23 protein-coding genes are annotated in these 21,333 nt (G+C 50.8%); 11 read left to right on the plus strand and 12 right to left on the minus strand.

The window, feature by feature from the left end:
- Window positions 1-3: 3 nt before the first annotated feature.
- Complete coding sequence (locus OGV71_RS15920) at window positions 4-1,377, minus strand: MFS transporter (protein WP_086550100.1); 1,374 nt, start codon at window positions 1,375-1,377, stop codon at window positions 4-6.
- A gap of 174 nt (window positions 1,378-1,551) precedes the next feature.
- Here OGV71_RS15920 and kdgR point away from each other — a divergent pair, with 174 nt between their 5' ends.
- Entirely contained in the window at window positions 1,552-2,343 is a 792-nt protein-coding gene (gene kdgR / locus OGV71_RS15925; protein WP_286533618.1) for a DNA-binding transcriptional regulator KdgR, read from the plus strand.
- Between the two features lie 114 nt (window positions 2,344-2,457).
- Here the strand turns inward: kdgR and OGV71_RS15930 are convergent, their stop codons facing one another.
- Window positions 2,458-2,697, minus strand: a complete 240-nt coding sequence (locus tag OGV71_RS15930) for a YobH family protein (RefSeq protein WP_003034975.1) — start codon at window positions 2,695-2,697, stop codon at window positions 2,458-2,460.
- Window positions 2,698-2,861: 164 nt separating this feature from the next.
- Here OGV71_RS15930 and mgrB point away from each other — a divergent pair, with 164 nt between their 5' ends.
- From mgrB to rlmA, 6 genes are all read left to right on the plus strand, one after another.
- Window positions 2,862-3,005, plus strand: a complete 144-nt coding sequence (mgrB, locus tag OGV71_RS15935; protein WP_003034977.1) for a PhoP/PhoQ regulatory lipoprotein MgrB — start codon at window positions 2,862-2,864, stop codon at window positions 3,003-3,005.
- 74 nt (window positions 3,006-3,079) lie between these two features.
- Window positions 3,080-3,364: a YebO family protein gene (locus OGV71_RS15940; protein ID WP_003034980.1), complete on the plus strand. Its 285-nt coding sequence runs from the start codon at window positions 3,080-3,082 to the stop codon at window positions 3,362-3,364.
- A 636-nt stretch (window positions 3,365-4,000) separates the two neighbouring features.
- A complete protein-coding gene (locus tag OGV71_RS15945; RefSeq protein ID WP_003034983.1) occupies window positions 4,001-4,144 on the plus strand; it encodes a DUF2627 domain-containing protein in 144 nt (47 codons plus the stop codon).
- A 12-nt stretch (window positions 4,145-4,156) separates the two neighbouring features.
- Entirely contained in the window at window positions 4,157-4,366 is a 210-nt protein-coding gene (cspE, locus tag OGV71_RS15950) for a transcription antiterminator/RNA stability regulator CspE (RefSeq protein ID WP_001062678.1), read from the plus strand.
- A gap of 219 nt (window positions 4,367-4,585) precedes the next feature.
- Window positions 4,586-6,331 carry a peptidoglycan DD-transpeptidase FtsI2/PBP3(PARA) gene (gene ftsI2, locus OGV71_RS15955; RefSeq protein ID WP_286533620.1) on the plus strand — a complete coding sequence of 582 codons (1,746 nt, stop codon included), beginning with the start codon at window positions 4,586-4,588 and terminating at the stop codon, window positions 6,329-6,331.
- A 63-nt stretch (window positions 6,332-6,394) separates the two neighbouring features.
- The gene (gene rlmA / locus OGV71_RS15960; RefSeq protein WP_257651122.1) at window positions 6,395-7,204 is read left to right on the plus strand and encodes a 23S rRNA (guanine(745)-N(1))-methyltransferase; all 810 of its coding nucleotides are present in this window, start codon (window positions 6,395-6,397) and stop codon (window positions 7,202-7,204) included.
- Here the strand turns inward: rlmA and mntP are convergent.
- The 5 genes from mntP to manX form a co-directional block, all read right to left on the minus strand.
- Window positions 7,201-7,767 carry a manganese efflux pump MntP gene (gene mntP / locus OGV71_RS15965; protein ID WP_003021013.1) on the minus strand — a complete coding sequence of 189 codons (567 nt, stop codon included), beginning with the start codon at window positions 7,765-7,767 and terminating at the stop codon, window positions 7,201-7,203. The two genes, rlmA and mntP, sit on opposite strands and share 4 nt — an antisense overlap.
- A 432-nt stretch (window positions 7,768-8,199) precedes the next feature.
- A complete protein-coding gene (locus tag OGV71_RS15970; RefSeq protein ID WP_003021010.1) occupies window positions 8,200-8,658 on the minus strand; it encodes a DUF986 family protein in 459 nt (152 codons plus the stop codon).
- Between the two features lie 60 nt (window positions 8,659-8,718).
- Window positions 8,719-9,570, minus strand: coding sequence for a PTS mannose transporter subunit IID (locus OGV71_RS15975; RefSeq protein WP_008322630.1), 852 nt, complete (start codon window positions 9,568-9,570; stop codon window positions 8,719-8,721).
- 12 nt (window positions 9,571-9,582) lie between these two features.
- Complete coding sequence (locus OGV71_RS15980) at window positions 9,583-10,383, minus strand: PTS mannose/fructose/sorbose transporter subunit IIC (RefSeq protein ID WP_286533622.1); 801 nt, start codon at window positions 10,381-10,383, stop codon at window positions 9,583-9,585.
- Between the two features lie 58 nt (window positions 10,384-10,441).
- Window positions 10,442-11,404, minus strand: coding sequence for a PTS mannose transporter subunit IIAB (manX, locus tag OGV71_RS15985; RefSeq protein ID WP_286533623.1), 963 nt, complete (start codon window positions 11,402-11,404; stop codon window positions 10,442-10,444).
- A gap of 313 nt (window positions 11,405-11,717) precedes the next feature.
- Here manX and OGV71_RS25605 point away from each other — a divergent pair, with 313 nt between their 5' ends.
- On the plus strand, window positions 11,718-11,876 hold the full coding sequence (locus OGV71_RS25605; protein ID WP_370766360.1) for a protein YoaL: 159 nt from the start codon (window positions 11,718-11,720) through the stop codon (window positions 11,874-11,876).
- A complete protein-coding gene (gene yoaE, locus OGV71_RS15990; RefSeq protein WP_003844070.1) occupies window positions 11,864-13,423 on the plus strand; it encodes a CNNM family cation transport protein YoaE in 1,560 nt (519 codons plus the stop codon). The genes OGV71_RS25605 and yoaE overlap by 13 nt, the downstream gene beginning before the upstream one ends.
- Window positions 13,424-13,429: 6 nt before the next feature.
- On the opposite strand, the gene pdeD is transcribed toward yoaE, so the two are convergent.
- From pdeD to pabB, 4 genes are all read right to left on the minus strand, one after another.
- Window positions 13,430-15,031, minus strand: coding sequence for a cyclic di-3',5'-guanosine monophosphate phosphodiesterase PdeD (gene pdeD / locus OGV71_RS15995; RefSeq protein WP_003841621.1), 1,602 nt, complete (start codon window positions 15,029-15,031; stop codon window positions 13,430-13,432).
- 130 nt (window positions 15,032-15,161) lie between these two features.
- Window positions 15,162-16,526, minus strand: a complete 1,365-nt coding sequence (gene sdaA / locus OGV71_RS16000; protein ID WP_003020994.1) for an L-serine ammonia-lyase — start codon at window positions 16,524-16,526, stop codon at window positions 15,162-15,164.
- Window positions 16,527-16,709: 183 nt separating this feature from the next.
- Window positions 16,710-17,288, minus strand: a complete 579-nt coding sequence (locus tag OGV71_RS16005; protein WP_003020991.1) for a CoA pyrophosphatase — start codon at window positions 17,286-17,288, stop codon at window positions 16,710-16,712.
- A 3-nt stretch (window positions 17,289-17,291) separates the two neighbouring features.
- Entirely contained in the window at window positions 17,292-18,653 is a 1,362-nt protein-coding gene (gene pabB / locus OGV71_RS16010) for an aminodeoxychorismate synthase component 1 (RefSeq protein WP_044711058.1), read from the minus strand.
- A gap of 83 nt (window positions 18,654-18,736) precedes the next feature.
- On the opposite strand from pabB, the gene OGV71_RS16015 reads away from it, so the two are divergent.
- Complete coding sequence (locus OGV71_RS16015; protein ID WP_003020986.1) at window positions 18,737-18,916, plus strand: YoaH family protein; 180 nt, start codon at window positions 18,737-18,739, stop codon at window positions 18,914-18,916.
- Window positions 18,917-18,922: 6 nt separating this feature from the next.
- Here the strand turns inward: OGV71_RS16015 and OGV71_RS16020 are convergent, their stop codons facing one another.
- Complete coding sequence (locus OGV71_RS16020) at window positions 18,923-19,267, minus strand: RidA family protein (RefSeq protein WP_286533625.1); 345 nt, start codon at window positions 19,265-19,267, stop codon at window positions 18,923-18,925.
- A gap of 140 nt (window positions 19,268-19,407) precedes the next feature.
- Here OGV71_RS16020 and yoaA point away from each other — a divergent pair, with 140 nt between their 5' ends.
- On the plus strand, window positions 19,408-21,318 hold the full coding sequence (gene yoaA, locus OGV71_RS16025; RefSeq protein WP_286533627.1) for a DNA repair helicase YoaA: 1,911 nt from the start codon (window positions 19,408-19,410) through the stop codon (window positions 21,316-21,318).
- The last annotated feature ends 15 nt before the right edge of the window (window positions 21,319-21,333 follow it).

A 21,333-nucleotide genomic window follows, 5' to 3' on the forward strand; every position in this document is an offset into this window, starting at 1 on the left:
TTTTTATGACTGAACTCGCGGTTGTGTAATACGTAAGCCACTTACGATTGCGGCCAGCGAAGCCAGAATACCCGCTGTTATCAGCGAGACGTGCGTTCCACTGTCACCAAACTGATTTAGCATCAGCGCAACCAGTGCGGCCCCGGTACTCTGACCCAGTAAGCGCGCCGTTCCGAGCATACCGCTCGCGCCTCCGCTACGATCGCGCGGCGCGGAGGTGATGATGGTGTGATTATTCGGTGACTGGAACAAGCCAAAACCCGCACCACACAAAATCATTGGCCAGATGATATTAAAATCGGAAGGTGATGCGGGCAGTAACACCAGAGAAAACAGCCCACACGCCATTACTGCCATTCCCAGCGCGCCAAGCAGACCTGCATGAACACGTTCAATCAAATATCCCGCCAGTGGGGCCATCACCATGGTTGCCAGCGGCCACGGCGTCAGCAGCAGGCCCGTTTCAACTTCGCTGCGTCCGAGAACCGTTTGCATAAAAAAGGGCAGGGAAACCATCGCCAGCATTTGTGCGCTGAATGAACAGATTGAGGTGCAAATAGAGAGTGAAAACAGCGGAATGCGTAGCAGATCAACCGGTAATAACGGTACTGGCAATGCGAGCTGGCGGCGGATAAAGAAAAACCCTACCACGAGAAGCCCCACAAGTTCAGCACCAATCAGTTTTAGCGACTGTCCCTGTGCAAATCCGCTGAGTGCCGTGATCAACAAACCGAATGTTAAGGCGTTCATTATTGCGCTGGGCAGATCAAAGCGCGGTTTATTGCTACGTGATGAATTGGGTGGCAAAAAACGCATAGCCAGCAGCAGGGCGATGATCCCCAATGGAACGTTAATTAGAAATAGCCATTTCCACGAGGCAATAGAAAGAATTGCCGCCGCAATAGTCGGACCCGCTGCCGAGGATACAGCCACGATAAAGGAGTTAATACCCATCCCGCGGCCAAGCTGGCGCTGAGGATAAATGAGTCGGATCAATGCCGTATTAACGCTCATCAGCGCCGCGCCGCCAAACCCCTGAGCCACGCGCGCTAACGTCAGCATATGCAACGAGTCAGACAAGGCACAAAACAGCGATGCCAACAGAAATACGACCAGACCACACTTATAAATGCGTCGGTAGCCAAACATATCACCTAAAAAAGAGAGCGATAACAGCGAAACAACGATCGCAATTTGGTAGGCGTTCACAATCCAGATTGAGCTGGCGGGTGAGGCCTGAAGATCGGTGGCGATAGTGGGGAGGGCAACATTCGCTATTGCGCCGTCGAGTACTGCCATAGAGATGCCAATAACAATGGTTAAAATTGCGCCATATCGCTGGGGCAATGGCAGACCATCGGTCTGAGTTTTTTCCATAGGAAGTCAATACTGTTGGAATTTATGATGAGAATAATAATTTTAGCATTGATATTCAGGCGTTAGGTCGCAGATTTGTAACTAAGTAAGCAAAGAGCGATTGCGAGGGCTGATACGTGAAATTATAATAAAAACCGGTTCTGATTTTTATAAAACACTCGAAAGGGGTGATAAATGGCAATCGCAGATCTGGATAAACAACCCGATTCTGTATCTTCCGTGCTGAAGGTTTTTGGCATTCTGCAGGCGCTGGGTGAAGAGCGCGAAATTGGTATTACCGAGTTGTCGCAACGCGTCATGATGTCAAAAAGCACCGTTTATCGCTTTTTGCAGACCATGAAAACGCTGGGTTATGTGGCACAAGAAGGGGAGTCTGAGAAATACTCACTGACCCTGAAACTATTCGAGCTGGGTGCTCGCGCGTTACAAAACGTCGATCTTATCCGTAGCGCTGATATTCAGATGCGCGAACTTTCGCGCCTGACCAAAGAGACAGTGCACCTTGGTGCACTGGATGAAGACAGCATCGTCTACATCCATAAAATCGACTCTATGTACAATCTGCGCATGTATTCTCGCGTAGGTCGCCGTAATCCGCTGTACAGCACGGCTATCGGTAAAGTTCTGCTGGCATGGCGTGAACGCGATGAAGTGAAGCAGATTCTGGATGGTATTGAGTACAAGCGCAGCACCGACCGTACTATTACCAATACCGATGAGCTGCTGGTATTGCTGGATAAAGTACGCGAGCAGGGCTACGGTGAAGATAACGAAGAACAGGAAGAAGGTCTGCGCTGCATCGGTGTACCGGTGTTTGACCGTTTCGGTGTAGTGATTGCAGGCTTGAGTATTTCATTCCCGACGCTGCGTTTCTCAGAAGAACGTTTGCACGAGTATGTGGCGATGCTGCATACGGCTGCGCGTAAAATTTCAGAACAAATGGGTTATAACGACTATCCGTTCTAATCTGATGCAATAGCGTCAAGGTAAAAACCCCAGGTATTTTTGTATCTGGGGTTTTTTATGAACAGTCATAATGTTAGTTGGTGCAAATAACGTAGCGGATGTATTGCTGCTATATTAACCGTTATCAATAATGACCGTGCTTTTTCTTAACAAGGGACAATCCGACAGGCCAATGATACCGCTGTTTGTGTGGACGTATTGCGCGGTGCTGGTTCCGCGGGCGGTCAGATACTGGCATTGCAAGCCCAGGCCCGCTGCATTCTCCTTACTTCCAATCAAAATTCCGTAGCCACTCAGTAATAAACCGATCCAAACCAGAGCTAACAACACAATAGCGCGGATTATCAGACGCATTACAACCTCTTATCTTTTCTCGTTATTATTAGATTAGCCTGTACATGAGATGAAACAAGTGAATCATTCCTAAAAAGATTGAATGCCGATACAGTTAACGCTGGGTTTAGGTAACGCATGATAATTTATAGGCATAAGATGTTGATTCGAAGAGTGGAGCTGGAGTGAAAAAAATTCGCTGGGTAGTGCTGATAGTTGTCGTGCTGGTATGCATACTGATGTGGGCGCAAGTGTTCAACATCATGTGCGATCAGGATGTACAATTTTTCAGCGGTATTTGTGCCATTAATAAATTTATTCCCTGGTAAGCGCATTTTTGCCACAGTTGATTACCTTCTTGTGCGGCAGTGGTAAACTACGCTGTCTACATTGAGGTGGTGAAATGAACGAAGTTTTGAATTCTGGCGCGTTGAGTTTGGCGTCTTTGGCTGTATCGGTGGTGATTCTGGTTGTCGGGCTTGTACTGTGGTTTTTCGTCAATAGGGCAAGTTCGCGTACTAATGAGCAGATTGAGTTGCTTGAAGCATTGTTAGATCAGCAAAAAAGACAGAACGCATTGCTCCGTCGCCTTTGCGAAGCTAACGAACCTGAAAAATCGGCAGAGCCTGCTGTGGTCACAGCGAAGGACGAAGATGATGACATCATCCGCCTGGTAGCTGAGCGGTAAAAACGGTATGACAGGGTGAGGATCTGTTGCTTACGTTCTCAGATGTTTCATCCTGTCGCCAACATGCCAGATTATTTTCTTCTGCATATGTCGTGTAATTAGCACTCTGATTCTCGTGTTAACTCAGTATTTTCAGATGCTCCAGCCAATTAATATCTTATCCCCGGTCTGATATAAATATAATTTCCCATACGATAAAAATATGATTATGTCATTTTTGTGATAGCGATCGTCTTATTAACAGCGAAACGTTTCTCTTACTTTTTTTGTGCATTGTCATCATTCTTTCATTATTTTGGTGCAAAAGCAGAAGGCAGATCTCATTTTTACGCTTGTGACATTTTATGCATTACTAAGCATAAAAAATGATATTCGGCACACCCTGTAACAGCTAATCTGGAACAACCGAAGCTATTGAGCTATGGTAGAAATGTCCCGGCTATGGTGCAAGCCTGGCGGGGGATGGGGCGAGCGGCGGGAATATAACACTACTCAGTGTGGCGCATAACTGTGCAGTTGCTGTTTGATGAACGACAGGATTTGTGCGACCGATCGAGACACGTTTAAAAATGGCTTGCCATTATTAACGTTGTATGTGATAACACGTTTTGGGTTAAACGAGGTACAGTTCTGTTTATGTGTGGCATTTTCAGTAAAGAAGTCCTGAGTAAACACGTTGACGTTGAATACCGCTTCTCTGCCGAACCTTATATTAGTGCCTCAAGCAGTAATGTCTCAGTTTTATCTATGTTATGCCTGCGGGCGAAGAAAATACTCTAAGGAATTTTGCAAATGGCAAAGATTAAAGGTCAAGTTAAGTGGTTCAACGAGTCTAAAGGTTTTGGTTTCATTACTCCGGCTGATGGCAGCAAAGACGTGTTCGTACACTTCTCCGCTATCCAGGGTAACGGCTTCAAAACTCTGGCTGAAGGCCAGAACGTTGAGTTCGAAATTCAGGACGGCCAGAAAGGTCCGGCTGCTGTTAACGTAACAGCTATCTGATCGACACCACTGATTTGAAGCGCATATGCGCAACCATCTCAGATATAAAGCCTCGCCTATGCGGGGCTTTTTAATTCAAAATACGTCTAAATATTTCTAAATGCCCTCCCATTAGCGCTTTGTTGCAAAGGCGTGATGTTCGTAGCATAGTTTTCCCCGCTTTCTTACGACATTTCTCGTTAAATCAGACACCTGAAAAACTATCTTGCTGGAGTTCAGGTGAAAAAGAAAAACGACGGCGACGCGCGCAATTTTACTCCCGTACGTTTTGCCCTGCTTTGTGTGGCAATATTATTGAGTCTGGGATTGCTGCTGGGTCGGGTTGCATGGCTGCAAATTGTCACGCCGACAAGTCTGGTGAAACAGGAAGACATGCGTTCATTACGTGAGGTAACTATTGCCTCGCCGCGCGGGATGATTACCGACAGAGAAGGGCGACCGCTGGCGGTAAGTGTTCCGGTTAACGCCGTATGGGCCGATCCTAAGACCATCATCAGCAAGGGAGGCGTGGGTTATAACGAACGGTGGCAGGCTCTGGCAAGGGCTCTGCATCTGTCACTGAGTACGCTGGCGGAACGCGTTAACAGTAATCCTGGCGGACGTTTTATTTACCTGGCACGACAAATTTCCCCTCAGCAGGCTGAGTGGGTCGATGATCTTAATCTCCCGGGCATTAACCTGCGCGAGGAATCCCGCCGGTTCTATCCTGCAGGCCACGTAGCGGCGAATCTCATAGGTTTTACCAACATTGATGGACAAGGCATTGAAGGGCTGGAAAAAAGCTTTAATAACCAGTTGATGGGTAAACCTGGCTCCCGTCTGGTACGTAAAGACAAATTTGGCCATGTAATCGAGAATATCACCGAAGTCACGCCTGTTCCTGCACACCAATTACAGCTCAGCATCGATGAGCGCCTGCAGACGGTCACCGAAGATGCGTTGGACAATGCCGTTACGTGGAATAAAGCGGAATCAGGAGCCGCAGTGCTGGTCAACATTGCTACCGGTGAAATACTGTCCATGGCGAGCTTTCCTGACTTCAACCCCAATAACCGTGAGGGCGCGGTACTGGATGATTTTCGTAACCGTGCAATAAGCGATACGTTTGAACCCGGTTCAACCGTTAAACCGCTGGTGATCATGACTGCACTCCAGCAGGGGATAGTACAACCGGACAGCGTGATTGATACCCATCCTTTTTACCTTGATGGACATCGCATTCGCGACGTCGGATTTTACCCGGAGCTGTCGTTGACCGGAATTTTGCAGAAATCGAGCGATACCGGCGTGTCGCACCTTTCACTGGCTATGCCTGTTCAAAAGTTGCTGGATACCTATAAGAGCTTTGGTTTTGGCGATCCAACCGGACTGGGATTAACCGGTGAAAGTAACGGTTTAATGCCTCAACGCCGTTACTGGAGCGATTTGGATCGCGCGACCTTTGCATTCGGCTATGGATTAATGGTAACGCCGCTGCAGTTGGCGCACGTATATGCAACCATTGGTAGTTTTGGTATCTATCGACCCCTTTCGATTACCCGGATTGACCCGCCGGTAATCGGTACCAGAGTGATGCCGGAGGAGCTGGTTCACCAGGTTGAACATATGATGGAAAGCGTCGCGTTACCCGGTGGTGGGGGAACTAAAGCCGCGGTCAGAGATTATCGCGTGGCGGTTAAAACAGGAACGGCAAAGAAAATTGGTGATGACGGTAAGTATGTCGATAAATACGTGGCCTACACGGCAGGCGTTGCGCCAGCGAGCGACCCGAAATTTGCACTGGTGGTCGTCATCAATAATCCGCAAAACGGTGCTTATTATGGCGGGGCTGTCTCTGCGCCTGTCTTCAGCCAGATAATGGGAGATGTCCTGCGTCTGGAGAACGTTAAACCGGATGGCATGCCTGCCGACTCTGATCATCTGCTGGTGATGCACGGCAGCAACGTATCCTCGCCGTCGCTGTAAGTTATTTTCCCAGGGCGCAATTCGCGTTACACTTGCGCCCTTAAGTCACCTGCCGGAGTTGTCATGTCGTTTTCCTGTCCTCTTTGCCACCAGCCTCTTACTCAAGCGAATAACAGTTTTGTCTGCCCCGGGCGGCACCAGTTTGACGTGGCGAAAGAAGGGTATGTCAACTTACTGCCGGTTCAGCATAAGCGGTCGCGCGATCCGGGTGATAGCGCTGAAATGATGCAAGCCAGACGGGCATTTCTTGATGCTGGGCACTATCAACCGTTGCGTGATGCGATTGTGAATGTGCTTAAAGAAAAGTCGAATTCAGAAGATGCAGCGATCCTGGATATTGGCTGTGGGGAAGGGTATTACACCCATGCGTTTGCCGACGTGCTGGCGGGCTGTACAACCTTTGGTCTTGACGTCTCCAAAGTGGCAATTAAAGCCGCAGCCAGACGCTATCCGCAGGTGATCTTTTGCGTTGCCTCCAGCCATCGTCTGCCGTTCGCAGACGAGTCAATGGATGCAATCATCCGGATCTATGCGCCCTGTAAAGCGCAAGAGCTGGCTCGCGTGGTTAAATCGGGTGGATGGGTGATCACCGCCACGCCGGGACCGCGTCATTTAATGGAACTGAAAGGGCTGATTTATGATGAGGTGCGTTTGCATGCGCCCCATACTGAGCAACTGGACGGTTTTGTTCTGCAACAGAGCATTGCGCTGGGATATCAGATGCAGCTTCAGGGCAGCGAGGCCGTTGCATTACTGCAAATGACGCCGTTCGCCTGGCGGGCAAAGCCGGAAGTGTGGGAAACGTTAGCGGGGAAAACGACGTTTGAATGCCAGACCGACTTTAGTATTCATGTCTGGCAGCGTCTGAATTAACCGTGGAAGTGTGCCCAGAGGATCTGGGCACCGATACCAATCAGCACCACCCCACCCAAAATTTCAGCTCGTTTGCCCAGCATTGGGCCAATGAAACGACCAATCATCATGCCGAGCGTGGACATAATCAATGTGGCGCAGCCGATGGCCAGCGCTGTGGCAATAATGTTGACCTGCAGGAAAGCCAGACCCACCCCGACGGCCATTGCGTCGAGACTGGTGGCAATGGCGGTGGTAACCAGCAGCCAGAAACCGTGGCGGCGCTGCGGTTCTTCCTCTTCATCGCCGTTGTCGCGAAAACCTTCGATTATCATTCGCCCACCTAAAAAGATCAGCAGAATGAAGGCGATCCAATGGTTCCACTCCAGCACGAATTTGCTGGCCAGCATCCCCATGCCCCAGCCAATCAGTGGCGTAAGCGTTTCTACTGCGCCGAATATCAGTCCGGTGCGCAATGCTTCAGAAAATTTGGGTTTATGCAGGGTGGCGCCTTTGCCAATTGATGCGGCGAAAGCATCCATCGACATGCCGAAAGCGAGAAGAACGGTAGCGGTGAGATTCATAACAGCGTCCTGACCGGGGTATCCATAAAACACATCACTGCCCCCAGTAACCATGCATACAGGCTGGAATCACTGTAAATACAGCGCCATTCAAATATGCATTGCAGTTGATGTGCCTATGGTCTCGCCTGACTAAACCTGTAAGTTCAGTCCGTACGCGCCACGTTTTTCAACGAGTATGTTGACACGTACATTTCCGGAGTCTGGAAATCGGCTACTCCCCAACGACGGGCGCAACCTTAACATATTTTGAGAATATAAAACAAGAAATGCAGAAATAATATTTGACTTCTAGTTGAAAACGATTTTCATTTAGATTTATTTATAAATAAAACGTTAAAATAAATAACATTGTGGACAGTGAAATATAGCCTTGGCTATGATTGTTTTTTTACTGATATATAAAAACATAGTTCAGGCTATATTTATAAACTATTGATTTGAAATTAAAAGTTTATATATCCTCTCAAGATCGTCGATATTTCGTACGCGAATCAACAATCTTCGATGTTCTAATTGCATCACCAATACACCGTCTTCAGATAAATTCATCTCTTTAATGCGGTTATATTCAATCCAGACGTTGGCGAAGAAAAAGCCTTTCTGTTTGAAGATGATTTTTGGCGTACGGATCCAGAACAGATACAAACCCATCAATACCAGTGCACATAATAACCATGTGGTAAATTGCGCGCCGTGGCTGGTGATGTTGTTGTAGATAAGAATAGCTACCAGGCCAAGGAAGATAACGCTGTCGACTCTGCTGCGGGGAAGCAGGGCGACAGTAAGCAGAGTAGGGCCATTACGGCGGGGCATGATGAACTGATCGTAAATGGCATACGCCAGCAGCGAAAAGATAAATAGAACCAGCACCAGGTCCGTGATAGTCATGAATCCTCAACCCTCTAAATAGAAAAACCGGGGGCAAGCCCCCGGTGATGTACAACAGTTTTACAGGCCGAGCAGTCCGACAGCGTAGCCCGCGATACCGATGACGAAGAAGCCAACGATGATCCACAGCGGGTTCACTTTCTTGCGCAACAGCCACATACAGGCGAATGTCAGCAGCAGAGGAACCAGACCCGGCATCAGCTGGTCAAGGATAGTCTGCACAGTGGTAACACGAGTCTGACCATCCTGACCGGTGATAGTAGAAACCACCAGTGGAATGTTTACGTGCGTCCACTTGTTAACCAATGCCCCCATGACAAACAGACCGAGGATTGACGCCCCCTCAGTCAGTTTCTGCAGGAAGCCGCCGCCCATATCTTTAACGATATCGACACCTTTACGGTAGCCATATGCCACACCGTAATAACGGGTTGCCAGACGAACCAGGTTAAACAGAACGAAGAACAGCAATGGCCCCAGCAGGCTGCCGCTCATCGCGATACCTGCGCCGAGCGCGGCGAATACTGGGCGAACGGTACCCCAGAAGATCGGGTCGCCGACGCCTGCCAGCGGACCCATCAGACCAACTTTGATACCGTTGATGGCACCATCGTCAATCTCTGCGCCGTTTGCACGCTGTTCTTCCATCGCCAGCGTAACGCCCAGTACTGGAGCCGCTACGTACGGATGAGTGTTAAAGAATTCCAGGTGACGCTTAATCGCTTGCTTACGTGCGTCGTTGTTTTCCGGGTACAAGCGACGGATAGCCGGCACCATGGAGAAACAGAAACCCAGCGCCTGCATACGTTCGAAGTTCCATGAACCCTGAAACAGGTTAGAACGAATGAACACGCCACGAATGTCACTCGGAGTGAGTTTTTTCTCGGTGGTAGTTTTAGTCATATCAACCATTTCGCTCACCTGCTAGTCCAGTTCGTTATCGAGATCGTTATTGCCAGCCGCCGCAGCAGGTACACCGGCTACGCGGTTATATTTCGGGCTCAGCTGAATGTAGAGGATCGCCATTACTGCGCCAATCACACCCAGAGCAACCAGGTTGAAGTTAGTAAATGCCGCGGTGACGAAGCCGAGGTAGAAGAATGGCATCAGGTAGCCTGCGCGCATCATGTTGATGACCATCGCATAACCAACCACCACGATCATACCGCCTGCGATGTTCAGACCGCCGGTCACGACTTCCGGAATGGCGTTAAGCATGCTCTGAACTTCACTGGTACCAACAGAAATCGCTACGATTACCGCTGGGATAGCGATACGCATAGCCTGCAGGAACAGAGAGGATACATGCAGCCAGGAGAGCGCCGTCAGGTTACCGTTTTCGGCCGCCTTATCCGCTGCGTGCTGGAATGCTACGGTGATAGTACGAACGATAATGGTCAGTACCTGGCCTGCAGCTGCCAGTGGGATAGCCAGCGCGATACCGGCACCAATGCTTTGGTGACCTGCGATAACCAGAACGGTAGAGATAATTGAGGCCAGTGCCGCATCTGGTGCAACCGCAGCACCGATGTTCATCCAGCCCAGGGCGATCATTTCCAGGGTACCACCGATGATAATACCGGTTTTCATGTCCCCGAGAACGGCACCAATCAGCGTACAGGCCACCAACGGACGGTGGAACTGAAATTCATCGAGTACCGACTCCATACCCGCGATACATGCGACGATGAACACCAGCACAATCTGAAGAGTGGTAATCTCCATTGTACTTCTCCTATTGCTATACAGACTTAAGTGTGAAAACTAAGTAAATGCCAGGAAATTATTTCACCTTGGCAATCAAATCCATCATTCTCAGTTTCTGATCGGTAGAAACCTTACGTGCCTCAAGCTCAATACCGCGTTCGTTGAGTTTCTTGAAGGCTTCGATGTCTTTGTCATCGACAGAAATTGCGTTGTTTACCTGCGTCTTACCCTGACGGAAAGCCATACCGCCAATGTTTACGGAGGTAATTTTCACACCACCTTCAACGATACGTTCTACGTCGGTTGGGTTGGTGAACAACAGCATCACACGCTCACCTGCATATTTAGGGTTGTTGTAGACGCGGATCATTTTTGCGACATCAACCACATGCGCCGTCACACCCGGAGGTGCTACCTGAGTCAGCAGCGTTTTACGCACGGTATCGGCGGCAACTTCATCACTGACGACGATAATGCGTGTTACGTTGGTTTCTTTGGTCCAGCGAGTTGCCACCTGACCATGGATTAAACGGTCATCAATACGCGCCAGGCCGATCTGCATATAATCGTTCGGACCCATCGGTTTGGCGGGAGCTGCTGCTTTGGGCGCTGCTACTGGGGCAGGAGCGGCTTTCTCAACCGGTTTGGCTTTCAGCGCTTTCACGCCTTCGCTACCGGTTTCAACGGCCAGTGCCACTAATTCATCAAAGCTCGGGTTGTCATCACGCGCCATGAAGGTTTCAACCAGCATGGGAATGTTCACACCGGCGATAACTTCGTAATGCTCTTTATCGACGACAATGCGGCTTGCAGCGTTAAACGGGCTGCCTCCCCATGTGTCAACGAGAAACAGCACGCCTTTACTGGTATCGAGTTTTGCCAACTGAGCGTTGTACTTTTCGATCAGCGTTTCGGCATTTTCGCCTGGAACGAAATCTATCCAGCCGACATTTTCCTGCTCGCCTAACAGCATTTCTGCCGTCTTAAGTAACTGCTCTGCAGCCCAACCATGTGTGCCTATTACAATAGCAATGGTCACTTGCTACCTCCTTTATTATCGTTAACACATCAACGTGAAGATGTATTTGAATCGTCGTCCGCAATCGAATCGATTCAGATAAGGGTTACAAAGAAAAACCTATGATTTTCGTGAATTATTTTAGATATCGAAAAAAATATTTTATGTGATGAAGATCCGTAATTTAACTTCCGATTTAAAGAAATTTCGAAGGGTAAAATATCTCCGAAACAACTTATTGCAAAGGAAGGTAAATCTTTGCTAAAAACCGCTTCTCTCTGTTATGTTTAGCATCTGTTTAATTACTCAGGAGTATACGGCAGTAGCCCACCATATGGATCGTCACCGACGTCATTTCACCTTCAGGCCGTATCAAGCCTGTCAGATTGGCACTTTTTGCCACAAATTTTCTCTGCATATCGCTTTAACGCCTGAGATCCTCAGCGCGCAGTTTGGTCATTCCTTAAGCAGGAGCTTGTCATGGAATTATTAATGGACCCGCAGATTTGGGTGGGTTTGCTCACGCTTGTCGTTCTTGAAATTGTTCTGGGTATTGATAACCTGGTCTTCATTGCGATCCTGGCTGATAAGCTGCCGCCGAAACAGCGAGATAAAGCGCGTTTAATCGGTTTGTCACTGGCACTGATTATGCGCCTGGGCCTGTTGTCCGTGATTTCGTGGATGGTGACGCTGACAAAGCCGCTGTTCACGGTAATGGACTATGCGTTCTCGGGGCGCGATCTGATTATGCTGCTGGGGGGTATCTTCCTCTTGTTCAAGGCTACGACAGAGCTGCATGAGCGGCTGGAAAACCGTGAACATGATACCGGGCAGACGAAAGGGTATGCGAGCTTTTGGGTTGTCGTAACGCAGATTGTCATCCTCGATGCAGTGTTCTCGCTGGATGCCGTGATTACGGCGGTCGGTATGGTCAACCATCTGCCAGTGATGATGGCGGCAGTAGTGATTGCCATGGCCGTGATGCTGTTGGCTTCTAAGCCGCTGACACGTTTTGTGAACCAACACCCGACGGTGGTGGTGCTGTGTTTGAGCTTCCTGTTGATGATTGGTCTGAGCCTGGTTGCCGAAGGGTTTGGCTTCCATATTCCGAAAGGCTATCTGTATGCGGCGATTGGCTTCTCAATCATCATTGAGCTGTTTAACCAGATTGCCCGTCGTAACTTTATTCGCCACCAGTCGACGCTGCCATTGCGTGCGCGTACTGCCGATGCGATTCTCCGTCTGATGGGCGGTAAACGTCAGGCCAGCGTGCAGATGGAATCCGACAATCCGGTACCGGTTCCCGTCCCAGAAGGCGCATTTGTAGAAGAAGAACGCTATATGATCAACGGCGTCCTCTCTTTGGCGTCGCGTTCATTACGCGGCATTATGACGCCTCGTGGGGAGATTAGCTGGGTTGATGCAGACCTGAGCGTGGAGGAAATTCGCGAGCAGTTGCTTTCGTCACCTCATAGCCTGTTCCCGGTATGCCGTGGCGAACTGGATGAAATCATCGGTATCGTGCGTGCTAAAGAGCTGCTGGTGGCGCTGGAAGACGGTGTGGATGTGGCGGCGATTGCCTCTGCCTCTCCGGCTATTGTTGTTCCGGAAACGCTGGACCCGATCAATCTGTTAGGCGTTCTGCGTCGTGCCCGCGGTAGCTTCGTTATCGTCACTAACGAGTTTGGCGTAGTACAGGGTCTGGTCACGCCGCTGGATGTATTAGAAGCCATCGCCGGTGAATTCCCTGATGCTGATGAAACGCCTGAAATTATAGCTGATGCAGGCGGTTGGTTGGTCAAAGGCGGTACCGATCTGCATGCGTTGCAACAGGCGCTGGACGTGGATACGTTAGTGAATGAAGACGAAGACATCGCTACGGTGGCAGGTTTAGTCATTGCGGCTAACGGCCATATTCCTCGTGTAGGTGATGTTATCGAGGTCGCACCGCTGAGCATTACGATTGTCGAAGCGAATGACTATCGTGTGGATTTAGTTCGCATTGTTAAAGAACAACCCGCTCACGACGAAGACGAGTAACCGGGTTTAGCGAAACGGCATGACGGGCATACTGTGTCTCCCGTTATGCCGGGTGGGCGGCGGCGTGCTGCCCGCCAGCCATTTTGGAAAATCGCGCAGCGGCATTGGCTTGGCATACAGAAAACCTTGCAATAAATGTACGCCGTGTCGGCGCAAATGCTGAGCTTGCGCCTGTGTCTCAACGCCTTCCGCCACCAGTTCGATATTCAATTTTTTCCCCAAAGCAATAATAATGTCTGTGACGGTTGAGTTCACGGCGTCTGTTCCTATTGCCGAAGTAAATGATTTATCGATCTTCAGCACATCCGGGCGGAGCTTTTCCAGCCAGGAGAGCGAGCTATTGCCGGTGCCGAAATCATCAATCGCCAGTTTTACGCCAAGCCGATTTAATTCGCGTACGACCCGATAATCCACATCCAGTAACGCATCGCGTTCGGTCAGTTCGATAACCAATTGCTGGATTGGGTGCTGGCTGAACCAGTATTGATTAAGATCTTTTAGCAACGTGCCATTACGAAAATGGCTGGCGGCGACATTAATCCCAATATGAAACTGGCTGCTCATCGGGAAAACGTGTCGTTGCTGAATGGTTTCTGCGATGACATGACGGGTAAGCGGCACAATCAGGTTGTGCTCCTCTGCAATGGGAATAAACACTTCCGGAGAGATCCAACCCTGGCGTGGGTTATTCCAGCGTAAAAGGATTTCCACGCCCATGCATTGCTGGGTTTGCGCATTAAGCAGCGGCTGGCAAAATAGTTCGAATTCCCGAGCAGCAAGGGCCAGATTAATCTCCCATGAGAAACTCATTCTGCTGGCGGTAGCCAGCCATGCCAGATAACCCACTAATAAACTTAGGATCACCGCCAGCGGCAGCTGTGTTGGCAGGTGTTTTACCGCCAACTCACTGGGACCGGGGCCGGTGACGCTAATGGTAAACGGGAAATGTTGAGATGAAAGCTGGTAGCGTTTTTCATCATTTAGCTTAGGCAGCGTATCGACAACACCTTGATCATACAGTAGATGCCGATTACCAACGGTTAAGCTGGCATCGGTGATCTGCGGCGGCTGGGGTTCAAGCAACATAGACGACAATAAGTCAATATTGACGATTTCCAGCACGCCATCTTCACCATCGGCAGAGGACGGATACCACTGAGTCAGAATCGGACTGCCTTTAATCAACGAATGGTCGGTAGACAGCAGCAGTTGCGGTTCCCTGCTGGGTAATTCGGGCTGCAGTTGACTAATGGGAACATTACGATAACCAAAAATGCTGGAGCAATAGAGGATCCCGCTTTGAATCAGATTAATAGAACGCACCGTTTGCAACCTTGCGGCATGTTTGCTTAAGGGTAAACGCGCCACTGAGCAGGGGAGGCCAATCAACGGCAGCAATACATCCCGTCCGGTCTGCAAGGGTAAAAGCACGTCATCCAGTTCTTCTACAGCATGGTTGGCAAAGGTGACGATATTTCGGTGATTTAAATTACGCTCCGAAATAAATCTGACAGTTAATGTGAGGATGAGCGTCAGTAGTGCACATACTGTGCAGACGATTAAGCGATTCCGGCGATAATTTTTAATGATCCGTTGTGCTGTTTGCATGCGGGCCGCCCGATAAGCCGTTGGTCACAGAAGCCAACAGCAACAGAGCAAGTGTAGTGGGGAAAATTACAGTAGACGAGGGAGAGGGGGCAAATTCGCCCATCCGTCGCAGATGGGCGAAAATTAAGTATTAGTCACATTGAACTTTGATCGCCAGGCCACCGCGTGACGTTTCGCGGTATTTGGCGTTCATATCCTTACCCGTTTCGTACATAGTCTCAATGACTTTATCCAGCGAGACGCGCGGCGCGCTGGTACGGCGCATTGCCATACGCGCAGCGTTGATCGCCTTCACTGAAGCAATTGCGTTACGCTCAATGCACGGAACCTGTACCTGACCGGCAACCGGATCGCAGGTTAAACCGAGGTTATGTTCCATGCCGATTTCAGCAGCAACACACACCTGCTCCGGGCTTGCGCCTAACAGTTCAGCCAGACCCGCGGCAGCCATGGAGCAGGCTACGCCCACTTCACCCTGACAACCTACTTCTGCACCAGAGATAGAGGCGTTCATTTTGTACAACGCGCCAATCGCACCGGCCGCCAGGAAATAGCGGGTATAGATATCCGGGCTAACGGACTCAATGAAATGATCGTAATAGGCCAGTACCGCAGGCACGATACCGCAGGCACCGTTGGTTGGCGCTGTCACTACGCGACCGCCCGCGGCGTTTTCTTCGTTAACGGCCAACGCAAACATGTTCACCCAGTCGATCACGTTCATTGGATCGTTGGACAGCTTATCGCTGGAAACCAGCATACGACGCAGGGCTGAAGCACGGCGAGGAACGCGCAGCGGACCCGGCAGCACACCTTCGGTGTTCATGCCACGATCGATACATGCCTGCATGGTTTGCCAGACGTGGCCAAAGTACTCTTCAATCTCTTTCTTACTGTGCAGCGCAAGTTCGTTCTGCATTGCCATGCCAGAAAGAGACAGGCCGGTGCTGTTACAATATTCCAGCATTTCAGTAGCGGATTTGAACGGATAAGGCACGCTGACCTCGCCCGAGGCATCCTGACCAAAATGTTCTTCATCAACGATGAATCCACCGCCGATTGAGTAGTAGGTTTTGCTATAAATGACGGTTTCGCCATTGTACGCATGGATCTGCATTCCGTTTTCATGCAGCGGCAGGTTGCCGTTGTGAAAACGCATCCCGTCATTCTGCGGGAAATCCACTTCGTGCTGACCCTGCGCAAGCAGCAGGCGTCCACGCGTTTCTACGTCGCGGATAAATCCGGGGATGCTATCAATATCCACGGTAGCAGGCTCATTGCCCGCCAGACCCATAATAATGGCGATATCGGTGTGGTGACCTTTACCCGTGAGCGACAGTGAACCATACACGTCGACGGCGACACGAGTAACGCTGTCCAGTAATCCTTTTTCGACCAGGTCATCGACGAACTGTTTACCCGCCTTCATAGGCCCTACGGTATGGGAAGATGAGGGACCAATCCCCACCTTAAACATGTCGAATAGACTAATCACGATAATACTCCTACAGGGCGACTGGGCTTTCCAGTAACGATGTTATAACTGCGCATAGTGTAAGAGGGAACGCGGCGATCGGCTTAACTATTCACATGAATTAAACTAATAGATAACCGCGGTTTTACTAATGTTGTGACCTGAGTTTCAAGTTGTCTATTGTGTGCGTAAAGATAAGTATAGTCAGGGCTTGACGCCAATTTGCAGCGCCAGCTCACGAATTATTCCGGCAGTCATTCCCCAGACGAAATATTGCTCATACCAGGAAAGCCATACGCGATGTGAATCGCCACGACGGTAAATATCCAACGGGTGGTAACGACCTAAATGCAGGGCCTGGGCCAGCGGCATTTCGAACACTGCGGAAACTTCATCTTCACTGGCGCGATACGGCAGATTAGGCGGGATAATGCCTACCACAGGGGTGACCTGGAAACCGGTCACGCTGTCGACAGGCGGCAGAACGCCAATCACTTCTACGCATGAAGGTGGGATCGCCACCTCCTCCTGCGCTTCGCGAAGGGCGGCGGCAATTAACGAGGCATCACTGCTATCCACTGCCCCACCGGGGAATGCGACCTGTCCGGCGTGCTTGCGCAGGTGAACGGAACGCTGGGTTAACAGCAACCCCGGCTGTGGGCGACGCACGACGGGGATCAGTACGGCGGCCTGGCGCTGGTTTAACGCGGCATGATTGACCTGCGGGCGCAGGAGTTGAAAGCGCGATAAAAAATCATCAAGCGTCAGGCTGCTGTATTCCACGTGTCAATTCTCCAGTTGGTGCAAAATGCGATTCACTTTATCAAATGTTTCCTGATATTCAGCGTCTTCCTGACTGTCTGCAACAATACCACCGCCTGCGGAGCAATAAATTTGTCCGTTTGTGGCTGTCAGCGTGCGAATGGTAATGCTGGTATCCATATTGCCGCAAAAGCTCAGATAACCAATGCTGCCGCACCAGGCGTTGCGTCTTTGTGGCTCCAGTTCGTCAATAATTTCCATTGCCCGCACTTTCGGCGCACCGGTAATAGAGCCGCCGGGGAAGGCGGCGCGTAGCAGATCGGTGGCGTATAATGACTCTGGCAGACGTGCGGTAATGGTGCTGACCAAATGATGAACGGCAGGGAACGGTTCGACGATAAACAGCTCCGGAACCTGTACCGAACCCGGTACGGCAACGCGGCCAATATCATTACGCATCAAATCGACGATCATCAGGTTTTCCGCACGATCCTTCGGCGAATTCGCCAGTCGCCGGGCCTGCTCACGATCGGCATCGGTATCTTCAAGCCTCGGTAGCGTACCTTTAATCGGACGCGTCTGGATGTGCTGGTTTTCCAGCAGAATAAATCGTTCCGGCGAAAGGCTGAGGATTGCACCTTCCTCAAGACGAATAAATGCACTAAACGGGGCGCGGTTGGCGTGATTGAGAGTGACAAATGCCTGCCACTCATCGCCCTGGTAATGCGCCTGAAAACGCTGGGCAAGATTGACCTGGTAACAGTCACCGCTGTGCAGATAATCCTGCACCCGGCGGAATTTTTCGCCGTACTGAGCACGGCTCATATTAGACTGCCACGCCGAAGTTAATGTAAACGGCTCACGCGTTGGCGGTTGTTGCGCGTCGAGCCATTTCAGGCGAGCCTCGACATCGGTATGGCTGAGCAGCGATACGGTCTGCAACTGGTGATCGACAATCAGTGCCCAGTCGTAAATGCCAACGGCCATATCCGGTAGCGTAATATCGCGCTCTGCAATAGTGGGCAGAGATTCGAAGCGTCGGCCAAGATCGTAGCCAAACAGACCTAACGCACCGCCCTGAAACGGCAGGTCGGGGTGATATTCGGGGTGAATCTTGTGTGCGGTTAGTGCGGAATGTAATACCGTCATGGGATCATCAAGCGAGCGAGAGGTTGCGTGCCCGTCCTGCACTACGGTCTCTGTAGCTCGCGTAACAAGCGTGGTGACGGGATCCGCCACCAGAATATCAAAGCGGTTATGCGGATGGTCGGCTTGACCCGAATGCAGCAGCATCGCCCAGGGCAGATGGCTTAATGTCGAAAAATAGCGTTCAGCGGCGTCCTGACGCCAGGGTAATGTGATTACTGCGGGAGATAACGTCTTCATCAGTCCTGACTCGTTGCTACTCTACTGGCTAACTGCCCGGTAGCATGAAATAATTAGCGCAGACAATTTAGCAGGAGTTAACAATGTTTGCAGGTTTACCTTCACTCAGTCATGAGCAGCAGCAAAAAGCGGTAGAGCGTATTCAGGAGCTGATGTCGCAGGGGATGAGCAGCGGACAAGCCATTGCTCTTGTTGCTGAAGAGTTACGCGCCAGTCATACCGGCGAGCGGATCGTGGCGCGCTTTGAAGATGAAGACGAATAACGCCGCTTAAACTGCAGCGATAATCTTAATCTCAACTTTGTATTTCGGGTTCATCAACCCGGCCTGAACGGTACAACGTACCGGCGCGTGACCAGCAACAACCCACGCGTCCCAGGCTTTGTTCATGGCGGCAAAATCATTTTTGTCTGCCAAAAACAGGGTGACATCAATAATACGTGACTTGTTGCTGCCTTGTTTTTCCAGCACCGCATCAATTTGCGCCAGCGTATTTGCCGTTTGCTCAAAAGCGTCTGCATCCAGATTTTCCGGCACGCCGGTGTAATACAGCGTGTTGTTGTGGATAACCACGTCGGACCAACGCGCTTCGGCATCAATGCGCACAATCGTCATAAATCATTCCTCATTTACGTGTTTTCAAATGGCTTTGGGTTGCGCCAAGACTGCCATAATGTTGTGCCCACGTCACCTCTTCAACTGGCGAAAGAGCTGCTGGCCTGACATAATCCCTGTTCAAATGAACAGGGGGCAGTGTGACGGACGATTTTGCAGCAGACGGTCAGTTGGCTAAAGCGATACCGGGTTTTAAACCGCGAGAACCACAGCGGCAGATGGCCATCGCCGTCAGTCATGCCATCGAAAAATCACAACCGTTGGTGGTAGAAGCCGGAACCGGGACGGGTAAAACCTATGCTTATCTTGCCCCAGCGCTGCGTGCCGGAAAGAAGGTCATTGTCTCCACGGGCTCGAAGGCGTTGCAGGATCAGCTATACAGCCGCGATCTCCCGACCGTCGCTAAGGCACTAAAGTTCACCGGTAAACTGGCGCTGCTGAAAGGGCGTTCAAACTATCTGTGCCTTGAACGTCTCGAACAGCAGGCTCTCGCGGGTGGTGACTTGCCGGTACAAACGTTAAGCGACGTCATCCTGCTGCGCTCCTGGTCAAATCAAACCCTTGATGGGGACATCAGCACCTGCGTCAGCGTGGCGGAAGACTCTCAGGCCTGGCCGTTGGTCACCAGCACTAATGACAACTGTCTGGGCAGCGACTGCCCGCTGTATAAAGAGTGTTTTGTCGTGAAAGCGCGTAAAAAAGCGATGGATGCCGATGTCGTCGTGGTTAACCATCATCTGTTTCTCGCTGATATGGTGGTAAAAGAGAGCGGGTTTGGCGAACTGATCCCGGAAGCTGATGTAATGATCTTCGATGAAGCGCATCAGCTACCGGATATCGCCAGCCAGTACTTTGGTCAATCGCTCTCCAGTCGCCAGCTGTTAGACCTGGCGAAAGACATCACCATTGCCTATCGCACCGAGCTGAAAGACACTCAGCAGTTGCAAAAGTGCGCCGATCGCCTTGCACAAAGCGCTCAGGACTTTCGCTTGCAACTTGGTGAGCCGGGCTATCGCGGAAACCTGCGGGAACTGCTGGCCGACCAGCGCGTACAGCGCGCGTTTTTGCTGCTCGATGACACGCTGGAGCTATGTTATGACGTGGCGAAGCTGTCTCTTGGGCGTTCGGCATTGCTGGATGCCGCGTTTGAACGCGCCACACTTTACCGTGCGCGCCTGAAGCGTCTGAAAGAGATCAACCAGCCAGGCTTCAGCTACTGGTATGAATGCACCTCTCGCCATTTCACTCTCGCGCTGACGCCGCTCACTGTGGCGGATAAATTCAAAGAAGTGATGGAGCAAAAGCCGGGCTGCTGGATTTTTACTTCCGCGACGCTGTCAGTAAACGATGACCTTCATCATTTCACCGCGAGGTTGGGGATTGAAGATGCCGAGTCGATGTTATTGCCGAGTCCATTTGATTATACGCGCCAGGCGCTGCTATGCGTGCCGCGTAATCTCCCGCAAACCAACCAGCCGGGGGCTGCGCGCCAGTTAGCATCCATGCTGCGGCCTATTATTGAAGCGAACAACGGTCGCTGCTTTATGCTGTGCACTTCGCACGCGATGATGCGCGATCTGGCGGAACAATTCCGCGCCACCATGACGCTTCCCGTTCTGCTGCAGGGCGAAACCAGTAAAGGGCAACTGTTACAGCAGTTTGTCAGCGCAGGTAATGCGCTACTGGTTGCCACCAGCAGCTTCTGGGAAGGCGTGGACGTGCGCGGTGATACGCTGTCGCTGGTGATAATCGACAAACTGCCGTTTACCTCGCCGGACGACCCGCTGTTAAAAGCCCGAATGGAAGATTGTCGACTGCGCGGCGGCGATCCGTTTGAAGACGTCCAGTTGCCGGATGCGGTCATCACCCTGAAGCAGGGGGTAGGGCGTCTGATACGTGATGCCGACGATCGCGGCGTGCTGGTGATTTGCGACAATCGTCTGGTTATGCGGTCATACGGCGCCACCTTCCTGGCGAGTCTTCCTCCTGCGCCGCGGACGCGTGACATAGCTCGCGCGGTTCGCTTTCTTGCCATACCAACGACTGAGTAATTTGTTACGGAGTGT

It is taken from the genome of Citrobacter sp. Cf088 (genome assembly GCF_030334295.1).
GTDB classification, from domain to species: Bacteria; Pseudomonadota; Gammaproteobacteria; order Enterobacterales; family Enterobacteriaceae; genus Citrobacter; species Citrobacter freundii.

Bases quoted from the DNA above. Each gene is read 5' to 3' on its own strand.
- OGV71_RS15920 (WP_086550100.1), bottom strand. From the start codon at position 1,377: ATGGAAAAAACTCAGACCGATGGTCTGCCATTGCCCCAGCGATATGGC.
- kdgR (WP_286533618.1), top strand. From the start codon at position 1,552: ATGGCAATCGCAGATCTGGATAAACAACCCGATTCTGTATCTTCCGTG.
- OGV71_RS15930 (WP_003034975.1), bottom strand. From the start codon at position 2,697: ATGCGTCTGATAATCCGCGCTATTGTGTTGTTAGCTCTGGTTTGGATC.
- OGV71_RS15940 (WP_003034980.1), top strand. From the start codon at position 3,080: ATGAACGAAGTTTTGAATTCTGGCGCGTTGAGTTTGGCGTCTTTGGCT.
- OGV71_RS15945 (WP_003034983.1), top strand. From the start codon at position 4,001: ATGTGTGGCATTTTCAGTAAAGAAGTCCTGAGTAAACACGTTGACGTT.
- cspE (WP_001062678.1), top strand. From the start codon at position 4,157: ATGGCAAAGATTAAAGGTCAAGTTAAGTGGTTCAACGAGTCTAAAGGT.
- rlmA (WP_257651122.1), top strand. From the start codon at position 6,395: ATGTCGTTTTCCTGTCCTCTTTGCCACCAGCCTCTTACTCAAGCGAAT.
- mntP (WP_003021013.1), bottom strand. From the start codon at position 7,767: ATGAATCTCACCGCTACCGTTCTTCTCGCTTTCGGCATGTCGATGGAT.
- OGV71_RS15970 (WP_003021010.1), bottom strand. From the start codon at position 8,658: ATGACTATCACGGACCTGGTGCTGGTTCTATTTATCTTTTCGCTGCTG.
- OGV71_RS15975 (WP_008322630.1), bottom strand. From the start codon at position 9,570: ATGGTTGATATGACTAAAACTACCACCGAGAAAAAACTCACTCCGAGT.
- OGV71_RS15980 (WP_286533622.1), bottom strand. From the start codon at position 10,383: ATGGAGATTACCACTCTTCAGATTGTGCTGGTGTTCATCGTCGCATGT.
- OGV71_RS25605 (WP_370766360.1), top strand. From the start codon at position 11,718: ATGGATCGTCACCGACGTCATTTCACCTTCAGGCCGTATCAAGCCTGT.
- yoaE (WP_003844070.1), top strand. From the start codon at position 11,864: ATGGAATTATTAATGGACCCGCAGATTTGGGTGGGTTTGCTCACGCTT.
- pdeD (WP_003841621.1), bottom strand. From the start codon at position 15,031: ATGCAAACAGCACAACGGATCATTAAAAATTATCGCCGGAATCGCTTA.
- pabB (WP_044711058.1), bottom strand. From the start codon at position 18,653: ATGAAGACGTTATCTCCCGCAGTAATCACATTACCCTGGCGTCAGGAC.
- OGV71_RS16015 (WP_003020986.1), top strand. From the start codon at position 18,737: ATGTTTGCAGGTTTACCTTCACTCAGTCATGAGCAGCAGCAAAAAGCG.
- OGV71_RS16020 (WP_286533625.1), bottom strand. From the start codon at position 19,267: ATGACGATTGTGCGCATTGATGCCGAAGCGCGTTGGTCCGACGTGGTT.